The organism is Corynebacterium sp. DNF00584 (genome assembly GCF_001552965.1).
Taxonomy (GTDB): Bacteria; Actinomycetota; Actinomycetes; order Mycobacteriales; family Mycobacteriaceae; genus Corynebacterium; species Corynebacterium phoceense.
Window position 1 is genome coordinate 57,025 of the sequence record NZ_KQ959771.1, and the last position, 16,835, is coordinate 73,859.

Annotated in this window: 11 protein-coding genes; 5 read left to right on the plus strand and 6 right to left on the minus strand. The window is 65.6% G+C overall.

Annotated features, from left to right (window positions below; genetic code table 11):
• Positions 1-108: 108 nt before the first annotated feature.
• From pks13 to HMPREF0307_RS12350, 3 genes are all read left to right on the plus strand, one after another.
• Entirely contained in the window at positions 109-4,968 is a 4,860-nt protein-coding gene (gene pks13 / locus HMPREF0307_RS12340) for a polyketide synthase Pks13 (RefSeq protein WP_066493622.1), read from the plus strand.
• Positions 4,969-5,116: 148 nt separating this feature from the next.
• A complete protein-coding gene (locus HMPREF0307_RS12345) occupies positions 5,117-6,661 on the plus strand; it encodes an acyl-CoA carboxylase subunit beta (protein ID WP_066493566.1) in 1,545 nt (514 codons plus the stop codon).
• 505 nt (positions 6,662-7,166) lie between these two features.
• Entirely contained in the window at positions 7,167-7,760 is a 594-nt protein-coding gene (locus HMPREF0307_RS12350) for a DUF4126 domain-containing protein (RefSeq protein ID WP_066493569.1), read from the plus strand.
• Here HMPREF0307_RS12350 and HMPREF0307_RS12750 read toward each other — a convergent pair.
• From HMPREF0307_RS12750 to trmB, 5 genes are read right to left on the minus strand one after another with little or no spacing between them, the layout of a single operon-like run.
• Positions 7,681-8,049: a DUF3054 domain-containing protein gene (locus HMPREF0307_RS12750; protein ID WP_066512916.1), complete on the minus strand. Its 369-nt coding sequence runs from the start codon at positions 8,047-8,049 to the stop codon at positions 7,681-7,683. The two genes, HMPREF0307_RS12350 and HMPREF0307_RS12750, sit on opposite strands and share 80 nt — an antisense overlap.
• Positions 8,027-9,046: a lysylphosphatidylglycerol synthase transmembrane domain-containing protein gene (locus HMPREF0307_RS12355; RefSeq protein WP_066493571.1), complete on the minus strand. Its 1,020-nt coding sequence runs from the start codon at positions 9,044-9,046 to the stop codon at positions 8,027-8,029. The genes HMPREF0307_RS12750 and HMPREF0307_RS12355 overlap by 23 nt, the downstream gene beginning before the upstream one ends.
• Entirely contained in the window at positions 9,043-11,286 is a 2,244-nt protein-coding gene (locus HMPREF0307_RS12360) for an MMPL family transporter (RefSeq protein WP_066493573.1), read from the minus strand. The genes HMPREF0307_RS12355 and HMPREF0307_RS12360 overlap by 4 nt, the downstream gene beginning before the upstream one ends.
• A 9-nt stretch (positions 11,287-11,295) precedes the next feature.
• Entirely contained in the window at positions 11,296-11,892 is a 597-nt protein-coding gene (locus tag HMPREF0307_RS12365; protein WP_066493576.1) for an NYN domain-containing protein, read from the minus strand.
• Positions 11,893-12,672, minus strand: coding sequence for a tRNA (guanosine(46)-N7)-methyltransferase TrmB (trmB, locus tag HMPREF0307_RS12370; protein ID WP_066493583.1), 780 nt, complete (start codon positions 12,670-12,672; stop codon positions 11,893-11,895).
• Positions 12,673-12,986: 314 nt separating this feature from the next.
• Here trmB and HMPREF0307_RS12375 point away from each other — a divergent pair, with 314 nt between their 5' ends.
• Positions 12,987-14,819 (plus strand): phosphoenolpyruvate carboxykinase (GTP), encoded by a 1,833-nt coding sequence (locus tag HMPREF0307_RS12375; RefSeq protein ID WP_066493589.1) that lies wholly within the window; start codon positions 12,987-12,989, stop codon positions 14,817-14,819.
• A gap of 91 nt (positions 14,820-14,910) precedes the next feature.
• Here the strand turns inward: HMPREF0307_RS12375 and HMPREF0307_RS12380 are convergent, their stop codons facing one another.
• Positions 14,911-15,648, minus strand: coding sequence for a class I SAM-dependent methyltransferase (locus HMPREF0307_RS12380; RefSeq protein ID WP_066493595.1), 738 nt, complete (start codon positions 15,646-15,648; stop codon positions 14,911-14,913).
• A gap of 24 nt (positions 15,649-15,672) precedes the next feature.
• On the opposite strand from HMPREF0307_RS12380, the gene HMPREF0307_RS12385 reads away from it, so the two are divergent.
• Positions 15,673-16,740, plus strand: a complete 1,068-nt coding sequence (locus HMPREF0307_RS12385; protein ID WP_066493599.1) for a glycosyltransferase family 4 protein — start codon at positions 15,673-15,675, stop codon at positions 16,738-16,740.
• The last annotated feature ends 95 nt before the right edge of the window (positions 16,741-16,835 follow it).

A 16,835-nucleotide genomic window follows, 5' to 3' on the forward strand; every position in this document is an offset into this window, starting at 1 on the left:
AGAGACCTAACAAAGTGAGACAATGGGGCGATATTTCTTGTTATGAGGGCGCGCCGGAAGGCGCTGCGCCGGCAAGTAACACCCGCCATAGAAAGACTGATGACTTTTATGACCGTTGAAGAACTACGCGTCTGGCTGCGCAATTGGGTGGTTGAGACCACCGGCGTCGAGCCTGAGGAAGTGACGGACACCAAGCCCCTAGAAAACTTCGGGCTGTCCTCCCGCGACGCGGTCGTGCTCTCCGGCGAGCTGGAAAACCTGCTGGGCACGCACCTCGACGCGACCGTGGCTTACGAATACCCCACCATCGCGCAGCTCGCGGACCGCCTTATCAATGGCCCCGCAGATCCGCAGTCGCTGCGGTCGCAAGCGCCCGCAGGTGGTGACGCCGCACCCGCCCGCAAGGCTGATGAGCACGACATCGCAATCATCGGCATGGCCGGTCGTTTCCCGGGCGCCAATGACGTTGCGGAGTTCTGGCAGATGCTTACCGAGTACCGCACTGGCACGGGCCCGCTTCCCATGGGCCGCTGGAGCGAATACACGGCAGACCCGGTGATCTCCGCGAAGCTGGAAACCGAGAACACCACCGGTGGTTATATCGAGGACATTGCGGGCTTCGACCCGGAGTTCTTTGGTCTCAGCCCGCTCGAGGCCACGAACATGGACCCGCAGCAGCGCATCATCCTCGAACTGGCCTGGGAAGCCCTCGAGGACGCCGGCGTTCCCGCCAACGAGCTGCGCGGCACCGCCACCGGCGTCTACATCGGCTCCACCAACAACGACTACGGCATGCTGCTCGCCGCCGACCCGGCGGAGATGCACCCCTATGCGCTCACCGGTACGTCCTCGGCCGTCATCCCGAACCGTGTGTCCTACGCGCTGGACCTGCGCGGCCCGTCCATCAACGTCGACACGGCGTGCTCAACCTCGCTGGTGGCCATCCACCAGGCTGTGCGCGACCTGCGCACGGGTGCTGCCGATGCCGCCCTCGCCGGCGGCGTCAATATCCTTGCGGCTCCGTACGCGTCGCTGGGCTTCAGCGAGCTCGGCGTCATCTCGCCCACGGGCAATATCCACGCATTCTCGGATGACGCGGATGGCATCGTGCGCTCGGATGCCGCCGGCCTCGTCGTGCTCAAGCGTCTCTCCGACGCCCAAGCCGCAGGCGACACCATCCTTGGCGTCATTCGCGGCTCCGCCGTGAACTCGGATGGCCACTCCAACGGCATCACCGCGCCGAACCCCGAGGCCCAGGTCGACGTCCTGCGTCGCGCCTACGCCGACGCCGGCATCGACCCGCGCACCGTCGACTACGTCGAGGCCCACGGCACCGGCACCATCCTCGGTGACCCCATCGAGGCCTCCGCGCTCGGCCGCGTCATCGGCCACGGCCGCGACGCCGCAAGCCCCATGCTGCTCGGCTCCGCGAAGTCGAATATCGGCCACTCCGAAGCCGCCGCCGGCGTCGTGGGTCTTATCAAGGTCCTCTCCGCCATGCGCGCCAACGAGCTGCCGGGCCAGGTCAACTTCACCGAGCCCAACCACTACGTCGACTTCGACGCCGAGCACCTCGAGGTTGTCGCCGACACCCGCGAGTGGCCCGAGTACTCCGGCCGCAAGGTCGCGGGCGTCTCCGGCTTCGGCTTCGGTGGCACCAATGCCCACCTCGTCCTCACGGACTACCGTCCGGATCTTGACGGTGAGACCACCCGCCGCCCGGCCCAGGTGCGCCTTGAGGAGAAGCCCGCCGTCGACGAGGACCACCCGGCCGTCGTGCCGTCCTTCTCTCTGGCCGTCTCCGGCCTGCTGCCCTCGCGCCGCAAGGCGCTGGCCGCCCAGCTCGCGGACTTCATCGAGGAGACCCACCCGGATCTCTTCGACGTCGCCCGCGTTCTCGCCGGCCGCAACCACGCGCGTTCCCGCGCCGTCGTTACCGCCACGAACGAGGAAGAGGCGGTGCGCCGCCTGCGCCAGGTTGCCGAGGGCAAGGTCTCCGTGGGCATTTCTTCGGCCGACGCGCCAGCGTCGTCCGGTCCCGTCTTCGTCTACTCCGGTTTCGGCTCCCAGCACCGCAAGATGGTCAAGGACTTCCTCGAGGTCTCTCCGTTCTTCGCTGAGCGCCTCGCCGAGCTCGACAAGATCGTGGACTTTGAGTCCGGCTGGTCCATCCTCGACATCGTCCGCGACGACTCGCAGACCTACAACACGGAGACGGGCCAGGTCGCCGTCACCGCCATCCAGATCGCGCTCACGGATCTCCTCGCGCACTTCGGCGCCCGCCCGTCCGCCGTCATGGGCATGTCCATGGGCGAGATCGCCGCGGCCTACGCCGCCGGCGGTATCTCCGCCGAGGACGCCATGCTCATCGCGTGCCACCGCGCCCGCCTCATGGGCGAGGGCGAGGCCTCGCTCACTGAGGAAACTCAGGGCGCCATGGCCGTCGTCGAACTGTCCGCCGAGGAAATCTTCGCCCTCGGCAACGACATCGAGCCCGCCGTCTACGCCGGCCCCGGCATGAATACTGTCGGTGGCCCGCGTCAGCAGGTCCTCGACCTCGTCGAGCGTCTCGAAGGCGAAGGCAAGTTCGCCCGTGCCCTCAAGGTCAAGGGCGCCGGCCACACCTCCGCCGTCGAGCCGCTCCTCGGCGAGCTCGCCGCAGAGATCGCTGGCATCGAGGCTCGCCCCATCCACACGGCGCTCTACAGCTCCGTGGATAAGGCGGTGCGCTATGAGCCGGGCGCCACGGTCCACACGGACGAGTACTGGCTCCACATGACGCGCCAGGCCGTCTACTTCCAGGACGCCACGGAGCAGGCGCTCGCCCACGGCCACACCCAGCTCGTGGAAATCTCTCCGAACCCTGTCGCGCTCATGGGCATGATGAACACCGCGTTTACCGTGGGCAAGGCCGATGCCCAGCTGCTCTACGTCTTCAAACGCAAGATCGACGAGTCCGCCTCGCTGCTCGACCTCCTGGCCAAGCTCTATGTCGCGGGCGCGCCCATCGACTACCGTGCAGTCTTTGGCGGTCTTTCCGCTGCTTCCGCCAACGCGGCAGCGCCGGCGGTGCCGCATACGCAGTTCAAGCGTCAGCACCTGTGGACCAATGCTCGCCCGGCGTCGGGCGTGTCGGGTCTGCCCGGCGCCCGCGTCACGCTGCCCACCGGCCAGATTGCCTTCGGCACGAACGCGGACCAGGCGCCGAGCGTCCTCGCGCTGCTCGAGTCCGCCGCCGAGGCTGTTGAGCCCGGCGCCCAGCTCGCCGCCGTTGAGGAGCACGCCGACCTTCCGCCGGCGGGTGACATCACGGTGACGGTCGACCGCTCCCTGGGCGGTCTCTCCGTTGCCGCGTACCTCGCCACGGACGGTTCGCTGCTTGCCGAGGGCTTTGCCTCCACGCTGCAGCTTTCCGATGCCCCCACGCTCCAAGGCGTCCAGGCGCCTTCCGCTTCGACGTCTGCGGCGCCAGCCGCCGATGAGCTCGCTGACATCGAGGCCGTGCGCTGGGATCCGTCCCAGGAATCTGTCGAGGAGCACCTCGCCCTCATCGTTTCTGAGTCCATGGGCTACGACGTCTTGGACCTGCCGCGCGAGCTGCCGCTCATTGACCTGGGGCTTGATTCGCTCATGGGCATGCGCATTAAGAACCGCGTGGAAAACGACTTCCAGATTCCGCCGATCCCGGTCCAGGCCCTGCGTGACGCGTCGCTCGCCGACGTCATCGCCATGGTCGAAGAAGCTGTCCAGACCGGCGAGACCCCGTCTGAAACCCCGGCCGCGGCGGGTGCTGCAGCCGACGCTGAGGATGAGGCGGCATCGGAAAGCCCGGCCCCGCAGACCTCCAGCGAGGACGCCCCGGCGGGCGCCGTCGATGCGGAAGGCGTCGGCGTCGCCCCGCGCGACGCCTCCGAGCGCCTGGTCTTCGGTACCTGGGCCACGTTCACAGGTAAGGCCGCCGCAGGCGTGACCTCCACGCTGCCGGCTATCTCGGACGAGGTGGCGCAGCAGATCGCCGAGCGCCTTACCGAGCGCGCCGGGATTGAGGTCACCGCAGGGCAGGTCAAGGAAGCCCAGACCCTCGAGCCGCTCGCTGATCGCGTCCGCGAGGGCCTGGAGACTGAGGTCGAAGGCAACGTGCGCGTGCTGCGCGAGGCCGATGGCCCCGCCGTGTTCATGTTCCACCCGGCCGGCGGCACGACTGTCGTTTACCAGCCGCTCACTCGCCGCCTGCCGGACGACGTCGCCGTCTACGGCATCGAGCGCGTCGAAGGCTCCATCGAGGAGCGCGCCGAGTCGTATCTCGATGACATCATCACGTACGCACGCGGCCGTACGATCGTCCTTGGTGGCTGGTCCTTCGGTGGCGCACTGGCTTACGAGGTAGCCGCGCAGCTGGGCAAGCGCCGCGCCGCCGGCGAGGACGTCCCTGAGGTGGGCTTCATTGCGCTGCTCGATACGACGCAGCCGGCTCACCCGGCTCCGGATACCCTCGAGGAGACCAAGGCCCGCTGGGGTCGCTACGCGGCGTTCGCGAAGAAGACCTACGACCTGGACTTCCCGGTGCCGTACGACCTTATCGAGACCGTCGGCGAGGACGCCGTCATGGCGATGCTCGCGGAGTTCCTCTCCACGACCGATGCCTCTGAGCACGGCCTCGCCGCCGGCGTCCTCGAACATCAGCGTGCGTCCTTCGTGGACAACCAGATTCTGGCGAAGATCGACTTCCAGCGTTGGGCTGAGGTCGACGTCCCCGTCCTGCTCTTCCGCTCTGAGCGCATGCACGACGGCGCCATCGAGCTCGAACCTGCCTACGCGGAGATCGCTCCGGATGGCGGCTGGGGCCAGATTGTGAAGAACCTGGAGATTGTCCAGCTTCCGGGCGACCACCTCGCTGTGCCAGACGAGCCGGCCATCGGCATCGTGGGCAAGCACATGCAGCAGTGGATTGAAGAGAAGCTCTCTTAAATTCTCCGCACTGAGCGCGGCTCGGCTTCGGCTGAGCCGCGTGCGACGTTTTCTCCTCCCCAAGGGGGAGTTATCATTGAGGACTGACATGTCGGCGGCTGCCTTCACGGCGACCGCGCGATAACCCAAGACACCGAGGAGTTCATTCGTGACAACCACGGCTGAGAAGCTAGCCGATCTGCGCGCACGGCTTGAGAAGGCGCAGGATCCCGGATCCGAGCGTTCGCGTCAGCGCCGCGACGAGGCCGGCCGGTCCACGCCGCGCCAGCGCATTAACGCGCTGCTCGATGAGGGCTCTTTCGTGGAAATCGGCGCCCTGGGCAAGACCCCGGGCGACCCGGACGCCATCTACTCGGATGGTGTGGTGACGGGCTACGGGCGCATCTCCGGCCGTCCGGTGTGCATCTACGCGCACGATAAGACGGTCTACGGCGGTTCCGTGGGTGTGACCTTCGGCCAGAAGGTCACTGAGGTCATGGATATGGCCATCAGGATTGGCTGCCCAGTTATCGGTATTCAGGACTCCGGCGGCGCCCGCATTCAGGACGCGGTGACCTCGCTGGCCATGTACTCCGAGATCGCCCGCCGCCAGATGCCTTTGAGCGGCCGCAGCCCGCAGATCTCCATCATGATGGGCAAGTCCGCCGGCGGCGCCGTGTACGCACCCGTGACGACCGACTTCGTCATTGCCGTGGACGGCGAGGCCGAAATGTACGTCACCGGTCCCAATGTCATCCGTGAGGTCACCGGTGAGGACATCACCTCCGCGGACCTGGGCTCCGCGCGCCAGCAGGAGCTCAACGGCAACGTCCAGGCCGTCGTCGGCTCCGAGGAAGAGGCCTTCGACTTCGTCCGCGACCTGCTCGACCACCTGCCGCTCACCTGCTTCGACCCGGCCCCAGAGTTCCCGGCGCCGTCCGACGCGGAGCTTGACGATGCCGCCTTGGACTCGTTCATGCCCGACGACACCAACGCCGGCTATGACATGACCGAGCTGCTTCCGCTGCTGGGCGACGATGAGGACATCATCGAGCTGCAGCCCAACTTCGCGCCGAATATGATTACGGCCTTCGGCCGTATCGACGGTAAGACCGTGGGTTTTGTGGCGAATAACCCGATGTTCAACGCGGGCTGCATCGACGCCGATGCCGCCGATAAGGGCGCGCGCTTCATCCGCATCTGCGATGCGTATAACATCCCGCTCGTCTTCGTCGTCGACACCCCGGGCTACCTGCCGGGCGTGGAGCAGGAGAAGGCCGGTCTTATCCACCGCGGTGCGAAGTTCGCCTTCGCCGTCGTCGAGGCGACCGTCCCGAAGGTTTCGCTCATCGTGCGCAAGGCTTACGGCGGAGCCTATGCCGTCATGGGCTCGAAGAACCTCACTGGTGACATCAACCTGGCGTGGCCGACCGCGCAGATTGCCGTCATGGGTTCCGCCGCTGCCGTCGTCATGATCGCCGGCAAGCAGCTCGCCGCCGCCGAGACCCCGGAGCAGCGCGCCGCGACGAAGAAGATGTTCATGGACTTCTACGACGAGACCATGACCGCGCCCTACGTTGCTGCGGAGCGTGGCTACCTCGATGCCATGGTCAATCCCTCCGAGTCCCGTCTGGCCCTGCGCCGTGCGCTGCGCCAGCTCGCCGACAAGGATGTCCACGACCTGCCGAAGAAGCACACGATTTCGCCGATGTAGCACTTGCTGGTCTCGACGCGATAGACTCAACGAGACATTTTTCAAAAAATAGGAGGCCGGCATTATGCTCAGCAGCGTTCTCGACCTGTCGGGAGACATCATCAACTACATCATCATGGCGGTCAACCAGCTGATTGCCGCGGTTAGCCCGCGCTAGAAGTTGCGACGCGTCTCGCCTCTCTGTATTCCCGGTCCACGGTGTTATCTCGCGGGCCGGGTTTCTCATGTGGTGAGCACACTCGTGGTTCGTTACCTCGTTGCTATCAAACTGTGAAGGTTTTGACAGGTTTAAATCATGCTTATTGCAGAAGATTGTGCCATAATAGAGTCATGCGTTTGAGAGAGGCGCATGAGAGATAGAGAGAACCCCTCCTCCCGAGGGGCGAGCGGCCTGAGAAACCACTCGGAGTCGGGAGATTTGAGAGAGACCATCGGCCCCCAGGAAACTGGGGGCCGATGGTATTTTTCTTCAGCCCCTGATGCCCGTCGTGCTTAACTGGAAACCATGGAACTTTCCGCAGCCCTCGGCCTGGCCACCTCGGCGGGCCTGAACGCCTATATTCCTCTGCTCATCTACGGCGTGCTCGCGCGCTACACCGATTGGGTAAACCTGCCGGAGGGGTGGACGTGGCTTTCGGACCCGATTCTGCTCATCATCATTGGCGTGCTGCTCGCCATCGAGATTGTCGCGGACAAGGTGCCGGCGGTCGACTCGGTCAATGACATTATTCAGACGCTCGTGCGTCCGACCTCGGGCGGGCTTATGTTTGCCTCGGCGTTCGGGGATCAGACGGTGGGTGACTCCAGCGTGTGGTCGGAGCCGAAGACGTGGATTCTGCTCGTCGTTGGCTTTGGCGTTGCGTTGGCCATGCACCTGCTCAAAACGACAACGCGGCCCGTCGTGAACACCACCACCGTGGGCGTGGGTGCCCCGGTGGTCTCCACGGCGGAGGATGTGTTCTCGGCGGGCCTGGCGGCATCGGCAGTCTTTGCGCCAGCGCTGGTGCTCGTGCTGATTGCTATCGTCGTGGCGCCTGCTGCTTGGCTAATCTGGCGTTTCGGCGCATCGCGACGACGCGCCAAGCAAACATCAGAATAAAGCTCATCACGGACGCCACGATGAGGAAGCTGTAGTGGGGCATGCGCCCGTTGACCACGGTCCACAGGATCATGCCGATGATAATGGCGCTGGGCCAGACGATGATGCCCTCGCCGTAGTGGTTGCGGGGCTTGACCAACGTGACAATGCCCCAGCCCACGAGCGCGCCCACGGCCCACGGCCAGAACGCGTCGATGGCGCCCAGGAACGTGAACGGCGGGTGCGCCGCGCGGGCGAAGAGCGCAAAGAGGACGAGGGCAGCGATATCAAGAAGCGGTGCTGTGCGCACTGGAATCCTTTCCATTGAGGGCCTGATAGGTAAGGCCCTGGCGAGCGTAATGCCAGAAGTAGATAACCCAGCCAATGATAGTAACCAGGGCAAAGGAAATCAGGCGGTAGATGAGCGCGGCGGAGGTCGCGCCCACGGCCGTCATGCCCGTGGCCACGAGTGGGCCGATGATGGCGGCCTCGACCGTGCCCAGGCCGCCGGGGGTGACCTGCGCGGAGCCAGCAAGTTTGGCGGTGAGGAAGGCGAGCGCGACGCCCGCCATCGTGGTGGCGTTCTCACCGGCGCGCAGCCACGGCATTTCACCGGTGACGGCCCACACGGCCGCCCACAGCGCGAGCAGGTCGAGCAGGCGATGGACGAGCGAGGCGCCCGAGACAATCCCGAAGGCCCAGCGCGACAGGTGCACCTCGCCCAAGTGGTCGACCTCCGCGCGCAGGCGTGCGAGCTTGGGATGGCCGAGCCACTTCTTGAGGGTCTCAGGGTGCTCCGTGAGCCAGAAGATGCCGCCCGTCGCCGCGGCCATGAGCGTCACGGTGAGGATGAGCGAGCCCAACGCCATATCTGCGTTGAGGAAGAACACACCTGCGATGCCGATGAGCGCGAGCCACATCGTAGAGATCGCGGAGGACAGGAAGAAGAAGTAGCTGCACAAGGCTACCGATGCCCCCCAGCCGCGCTGCACCTGAAAAGTCAGGATTGCAGAGAAGGCGGGCCCGCCCGGCAGCGTCGTGGACCAGGCGTTGGAGGCCATGGAAATCGCGAAGGCCTCCCGCAGCGGAACGTGTACGCCGCCTGCTCCGATGAGTCGGCGCATGACCTCACTCATCGAGGCCACTGCGCCTAGCGCGAAGACGACCACGAGCACCACGGGCAGCAGCTCCGCGTGCCGCAGGCTGCGCAGGCCGTCGCCGATGAAGTCGAGCTGGTCCCTAAAGAACCAGCCCAGCGCCGCAAGCGCGACGAGCGAGACTATCCACGTAATCCACTTGCGGTTCATTCTTTTTCCAAACGTTTCACCAGCTCGCTGAAGGGCACAAGCTCCGAATCGGTGTCCGCGGTGCGGCGGCCGCGGTAGGGGCCTTCCGGTTCCTCCATGCCTGCCGTCTCGGCAGCGGGCGCGGCGGGGGAGGGGGCATCGGCAAGCTGGGCGTGGCCCATGCGGGTGTAGGCGCGCTGGATAAACCGCGGGGCCCACCAGTTGTCCTCGCGCAGGAGGTGCATGACGGCGGGGACGAGGAGCATGCGCACGACGGTTGCGTCGAGGAAGAGCGCGAAGATCATGCCGAAGGCGATGTACTTCATCATCACGATATCGGAGAAGCCGAAGGCGGCGGCGACGACGATCATGATGAGCGCGGCGGCGGTGATGATGCCGCCGGTGTGCGCGGTGCCCTTGGCGATGGCCTCGTCGGTGGAATCGCCTGCGCGGCGGGCCTCGACCATGCGGGAGACGAGGAAGACCTCGTAATCCGTGGAGAGGCCGTAGACGATGGCGATGATGAGGACGAGGACCGGCGACATGAGCGGGCCCGGCGTGAAGCTGAGCAGGCCCGAGCCCGCGCCGAGGACAAACATGCCGGTGAGAATGCCCAGCGTGGCGCCGGCGGTGAGCACTGTCATGATGACGGCCTTGGCCGGCAGGACGAGCGAGCCGAAGACGAGCGCCATGAGGATGAACGTCGTCGCCACGATGTAGAGAGCCATCCAAGGGAGCTTGTGGATGAGGGCATCGAGGGACTCGACTTCCATGGCGGGTGTGCCGCCGACGTAGAGTTCGACGCCCTCCGGAGCCTCGATGTTTTCGAGCTCGTGGACGATGCGCGTGTAGTCCGCGCGGTCCTGGATGCCGGCGGAGAGCACCGTCGTGCCGTCCACGGTGGAGGTGGACGGCGTCATGGGCTCCGTGAGGCCCTGGAGGCCGCGGACCTGCATGTAGACGTCCACGAGCTGCTGGTTGCTCTCCGTGCCAGTGACGACGAGCTTGACCGGCTCCGTGCGGAAGCCCGGGAACTCCTCGTTGAAGCGGTCCTGCGCGACGCGGGTCTGCTGCGTAGGCGGCAGGTAGGTTTCGTTGATGCCGCCGAAGGTCATGGCGAGCGTGGGCAGCGTGAGCGCGATGAGCAGCCCGGCGATGCCCACGGTGACCCACGTGGCGCGCTTCATTGCGAGCTTGGGCAGCCTGTACCACCAGGAGTCTTCAAGCGTTCTCGCTTTTCGGCTTGTGCGGCGCACGGTCCACTTGTCGATGTTCTTACCGAGAAGGCCGAAGAGCGCGGGCAGCACCGTGACCGAGAGGAGCGCGGCGAGGCCCACGGCGGAAATCGCGCCGTAGGCGACGGACTTGAGGAAGGCCTGCGGGAAGATGAAGAGCCCGGAGAGCGCGAAAGCGACCATGAGGGCGGAGAAAACCACGGTCTGGCCGGCGGTCGCGGTGGTGCGGGCGACGGCGTCCTGGGTCTCGCGGCCGGCGTCGAGCTCCTCGCGGAAGCGGGAGACCATGAACAGGCCGTAGTCGATGGCCAGGCCCAGGCCCAGCAGCGTGACGACGGCCTGGGCAAACGTATTGACCTGGAGGAAGCCCGTGAGCACCGAGAGGATGCCCAGTGAGCCCAGGATGGATAGGCCGCCCACGACGAGCGGCATGAATGCCGCGACGACGGACCCAAAGACCACGAGCAGCAACAGGCCGACCAGCGGCAGGGCGGCCTTCTCGGCGCGCGCAATGTCGTTGGCCATGCCGTCATCGAGCGCGTCCGCGACGGCGGTGGCGCCGGCGACCTGGACGGGCAGCTCCGTGTCGTAGAGGGAGTCCTCGATGGCGCGGTAGTCCTTGAGCGTCTGCTCCCCGTCGCCCTTCAATCCAATGGCGGCGAAGGCGACGTTGCTCTCCGCGTTCTTGAGCTTCGGGTTGCGCGAGTCGAAGTAGCTCGTGACGTGGTCGATCTGGTCCGGGTACTGCTCCTTGAGCCCCTCGATATAGGACTTGGCGGCGTCGAAGTTCTTATCGGGATCGTCGATGAGCAGGATGACGTCGCCGTTGTTATCGCGGCCGAACGTGTCCTGCTCGATCTTTGCGGCAGCCGTGGACGCCGAGTTCGGATCGTCCCAGCCCTCCTGGCTCATCCGGTCGCCCAGTTGGGTGCCGAAGACGCCAAAGAGTACGAGGATGGCCGCCACGATGAGCAATGGCACGACCTTGCGGTGCTTATAGGAAAATAGGCCCCAGGAATAAAACACGCGACCTCCTTATTTAAGCAACGCAGCGAGTGGGCGGAACGGCTGGAGCCACGCGCCGCCCTCCGGCAGGTTGTCCAGGTTGACGCGCGGCAGCGGCTCGCGGAACGAGCCCTCGATGTCCTCGAGATCCACGAACTCGAAATGCGCCACCTCGCCTGCTGCATGCAGCGCCCAGTTGGCGTGTTCGCGGAAGCCGAGCACCGTGACGGCTACGCCCGTGTGGGCGAGTTCGCGCAGGAGCGGCTCGAAGTTCTGGCCGTCCGCGCTCGCGACGACGACGCCGGCGAGCTGGCCCCGGTTGGCCTGGATGTGGTCAATCATGTCCGGGTCGACGTCCGAGTCCTCCGTGAGCTTCGGCTTGGCGAAGACGCCAAAGCCGACGTTGCGGATGGCTTCGACCCAGCTGCGGATGGCATCGGCATTGCCGGGCGTGACGTTGGTGAAGACTCCTGCCTCAGGGTCGGCGCCCACGGCCTGGGCCTGCTCCACGAGCCAGCGGCCGATGACGTCGAAACGCGGCCGGTGCGCGGCATCTGGGCGGTGGCCCAGGATGGCCCCCAGGCCCATGTCCATATTGGGCGCGTCCCACACGAGCAGGTACTTCATTTACTTCTTCTCCCAGAGGTATTCCTTGATCACGTGGTCTGCGTCGAGACCCTTGCCCTCAAACTTCGTAATCACCTGGCGGTCCGTGAGCTGCGGGCACTCCGGCCACGGCCAGTCCTTGTACTCCAACTGGGGCTCGACGTTCACGAGCTCATCGATCCACTCGGCGTAGCCCGCGTGGTCCGTCGCGACGTGGAGCACGCCGCCTTTTTTCAGGCGCGAGGCAAACAGATTGAGCGGGCCCGACTGGATAATGCGCCGCTTGTGGTGGCGCGCCTTGGGCCACGGGTCCGGGAAAAACACGCGAATGCCGTCGAGCGACTCCGGCTCCACCATGCGCATGAGAACCTCCATGCCGTCCCCACGGACCATGCGGATGTTTCCGATGCCCCCGCGCACCACCGCGCCCAGCAGCTTGGCCAAGCCCGGCTTATACAGCTCGACGGCAATGACATTGGTGTCCGCTTCGAGCGGGGCCATTGCGGCCGTCGAGGTACCGGTGCCGGAGCCGATCTCCAGGATGGTCTTGGCACCAGTGCGGCCGAACCACTCGTCGATATCGATGCGCTCGTTGGCGAGCTCGCGCCCTAGGCGCGGCCAGTGCTCGTCGAAGAGCGCCTGCTGGTTATCGGTGAGCGTGCCGCGCCGGAACGTGACGTTGCCTAGGCGCGGGTAGTCGAGCTCGTTGCCGAAGGTGGCGTTGAAGTCAGTCTGCATGGGACCGAACTGGCCGCGCTCACGCTCGGTGAGGGCCTGTTCAGGGTTCTGTGGTGTAGTCATCGCACCCTATTGTTCCTGTTTTTAGGTCAAGGACCAATATTGACAGGCATTGCTGCTTCTCTCGTCCGCCCGCGCGGTTATAACCAGGGCGTCGGCGCGCCGAGACTGCGTGCGTGCTTTGTTGGCATCGGGGGCACTGTTCCCCCGTTTGAGGGTGCAGGAGTGTGGCGCATTTCCCACGGCTTCAGGGGTACCCGCGGCGTAAGTTAAGGTGGGGAGCGTGGATATAACCTGTTGGTTTTTGTTTAGCCCACAAAAGTGCTTGTAGCGGCTACTCTGTACTTGCCAACACCTGATGACCCTAGGAGAAGTGAATGACCGCTCAGATTCGTGGCCTCGTTGGAGAAATTCCGACCCAAAATGAACAGCTCATCTCGTGGATTAGCGAGTCTGTCGAGCTTTTCCAGCCGGAGAGCGTGGTCTTCGTGGACGGCTCCCAGGAAGAGGCTGACCGCCTTGCTGCCGAGCTCGTGGAGAAGGGCACTCTGATTAAGCTCAATGAGGAGAAGCGTCCGAACTCCTTCCTCGCGCGCTCCAACCCGTCTGACGTCGCCCGCGTCGAGTCCCGCACCTTCATCTGCACGGAGAAGGAAGAGGACGCCGGCCCGACCAATAACTGGATGGACCCGACCCAGATGAAGGCCGAGATGACCGAGGCCTTCCGTGGCTCCATGAAGGGCCGCACGATGTACGTCGTGCCGTTCTGCATGGGCCCCATCAACGATCCGGAGCCGAAGCTCGGCGTTCAGCTCACTGACTCCGCCTACGTCGTGCTCTCCATGCGCATCATGACCCGCATGGGTAAGGAAGCCCTGGACAAGATCGGTGCCAACGGCAACTTCGTCCACGCGCTCCACTCCGTGGGTGCCCCGCTCGAGCCGGGTCAGGAAGACTCCGTCTGGCCGTGCAACGAGACCAAGTACATCACCCAGTTCCCGGAGACCAAGGAAATCTGGTCCTACGGTTCCGGCTACGGCGGAAACGCCATCCTCGCCAAGAAGTGCTACGCCCTGCGTATCGCTTCCGTCATGGCGAAGGAAGAGGGCTGGATGGCCGAGCACATGCTTATCCTCAAGCTCACCAACCCGGCTGGAAAGTCCTACCACGTTGCCGCTGCCTTCCCGTCTGCCTGTGGTAAGACCAACCTCGCCATGATCACCCCGACCATCCCGGGCTGGTCCGCACAGGTCGTGGGCGACGACATCGCGTGGCTGCACCTGCGCGAAGACGGCCTGTACGCCGTCAACCCGGAAAACGGTTTCTTCGGCGTCGCGCCGGGCACCTCCTACGACTCCAACCCGATCGCGATGAAGACCATGGAGGCCGGCAACACGTTGTTCACCAACGTTGCGCTCACCGATGACGGCGACGTCTGGTGGGAGGGCATGGGCGGCGACACGCCGGAGCACCTCATCGACTGGCTCGGCAACGAGTGGCGTCCGAACGAGGCGACCGGCAAGGCCGCTCACCCGAACTCTCGTTACTGCGTCCCGATTGCTCAGTGCCCAACCGCGGCTCCGGAGTACGACGACTGGAAGGGCGTCAAGATCGACGCGATCCTCTTCGGCGGCCGCCGCGCGAAGACCGTTCCGCTCGTCACCCAGGCTTTCGACTGGAACCACGGCACCATGATCGGCTCTCTGCTTTCCTCCGGCCAGACCGCTGCCGCGGCCGAGGCCAAGGTTGGCTCCCTGCGCCACGACCCGATGGCTATGCTGCCGTTCATCGGCTACAACGTCGGTGACTACCTGCAGCACTGGATCGACATGGGCAAGGAAGGTGGCGACCGCATGCCGTCCATCTTCCTGGTCAACTGGTTCCGCCGCGGCGACGACGGCCGCTTCCTGTGGCCGGGCTTCGGCGAGAACTCCCGCGTCCTCAAGTGGATCGTCGACCGTATCGACGGCAAGGTTGAGGCCACCGAGACCGTCGTGGGCCACACCGCCCGCCCGGAGGACATCGACCTCGCTGGCACGAACGTCCACATGGCCGACGTCAAGGAAGCTCTTGCCGTGAACCCGGCTGACTGGGCCGCCGACATCGAGGACAACGAGGCCTACCTCAAGTTCCTCGGCGACCGCGTCCCGGCTGAGGTTCACGAGCAGTTCGAGGCTCTGAAGAAGCGTCTCGCTGACGCAGGCGTTTAAAAAACGACTGCAGCGCCGCCGACCCGGGCGGCGCTTTCTTTTTCTTGGACGAACCTCAGGGCCTTCGTCGCCGACGCGCGCGGCCGAGCGGTCACGCCCGCAGCACGAGCACCAGATTCGACGTCAAGAACTCGCGCAGCACCGGCACGCGCACGACCCACCACGCCCACCACGGGTGGTAGCGCGGAAAGGCACACCACGACCGGCCGCTCGAGCGAGCCCAGGACAAGCCTTCCCGCGCCGACACGGCGAAGAGCGACTCACCAAACACGTTCTTCGGCGCGTGGCCGTGCACTCGCGTGTAGCGGTCGCGCGCGAACGCGCCGCCCACATAGTGCTGCCACAGCCCGGTCTCGTGCCCGCCGAAGGGCCCGAGCCAGACCGTGTAGCTAATAATCACCAGGCCTCCGGGCTTGGTCACCCGCAGCATCTCGCGCGCCATGTCCCACGGCCGCGGCGTGTGCTCGACAACGTTGGACGAGTACGTCACGTCGAAGGCGCCGTCTGCGAAGGGCAGGTCAGCGCCGTCCCCGCGCACCGCATTCGCCACACGGATGCCGGCCGCAGACATCTCCGAGTGCGAAGGCTCCACGCCGAAGTAGGACGCCCCGCGCGCCGCGAACGCCGAGGCGAAGTAACCCGGCCCGCCGCCCACGTCGAGCACGCGGCCCATCGGCACGCCATGGTCCGCGCAGAGTGCCGCGACCAAAGAAGCGGTGTCGTCAGCTAACCCGCCGTAAAAAAGAGACGGCGCCGTTTGCTCAAAGCGGAACGAGCGCAGCAGCCGCCACGAGCGGCGCAAGGTGGCCAAGGCACGGGTTTTCTTCATAACCCATTAGGCTAGTAGCTCGACATGAGAATTCTTTTACTGTGCTGGCGCGACTCCACCCACCCGCAGGGCGGGGGCTCGGAACGCTACTTGGAGCGCGTGGGCGAGTACCTCGCCGCGCACGGTCACGAGGTTATTTTCCGCACCTCGAAGCACATGAACGGCGCCCGCCGCGAGAAGCGCGACGGCGTGACGTACTCCCGCGCAGGCGGCAAGTTCACCGTCTACCCGTACGCGCTCTTGGCGCTCGCCACGGGGCGGTTCGGCAAGCTTGGCGCTGTCATTGACACTCAGAACGGCATCCCATTCTTCGCCCGCCTGGCCACGCGAAAGCCAGTCGTCCTGCTCACGCACCACTGCCACAAGGCGCAGTGGCCCGTCGCCGGCCCCTTCCTGTCTCGTCTCGGCTGGTTCCTCGAGTCCAAGGTCGCGCCCCGCGTCTACCGCGGCGTGCCCTATGTCACCGTCTCGCGCGGCTCCGCGGCGGACTTGGAGAAGCTCGGCGTCACGGGCATCGAGATCATCGAAAACGGCGTCGACCCCATCCCGGCCCACGTCCCGCGCCTCGAGCGTGAGGCCGGTCTGCACCTTGTTACGCTCTCGCGCCTCGTCCCGCACAAGCAGATCGAGCACGCCATCGACACGGTCGCGGCCGTGCCGGGCTCGGTCCTCGACATCATTGGTAGCGGCTGGTGGGAGGCTCAGCTGCGTGAGTACGTCGAGAAGCACGACCTCACTGACCGCGTGCGCTTCCGCGGCCAGGTCACCGAGGACTACAAGCACGCGCTGCTCGACCGCGCCGATATCCACCTCATGCCCTCCCGCATGGAGGGCTGGGGCCTCGCCGTCATGGAGGCCGCCCAGCATGGCGTGCCCACCATCGGCTACCGCTTTGGTCTGCGCGACTCCGTCCGCGACGGCGAGACCGGCGTGCTCGTCGAGACCCTGCCCGAGCTCATCGCCGCCACCCGCCAGCTTTCCGATGCCCCCTCCCGCCGCGCCGCACTCGGCACCGCCGCCCGCGACTTCGCGGCCGGTTTCTCCTGGGAGTCGACCGGCCGCCGCTTCGAAGAACTTCTGTCTTCGCTGTAAAACGGCATGCCGAAGTGCCCGCCCTTCGGGCGGGTTATCTGTTGGTCTAGTTGCAGGGGATGTCGGGTCCGAATTCGCGGCGTTTGTAGATTCGC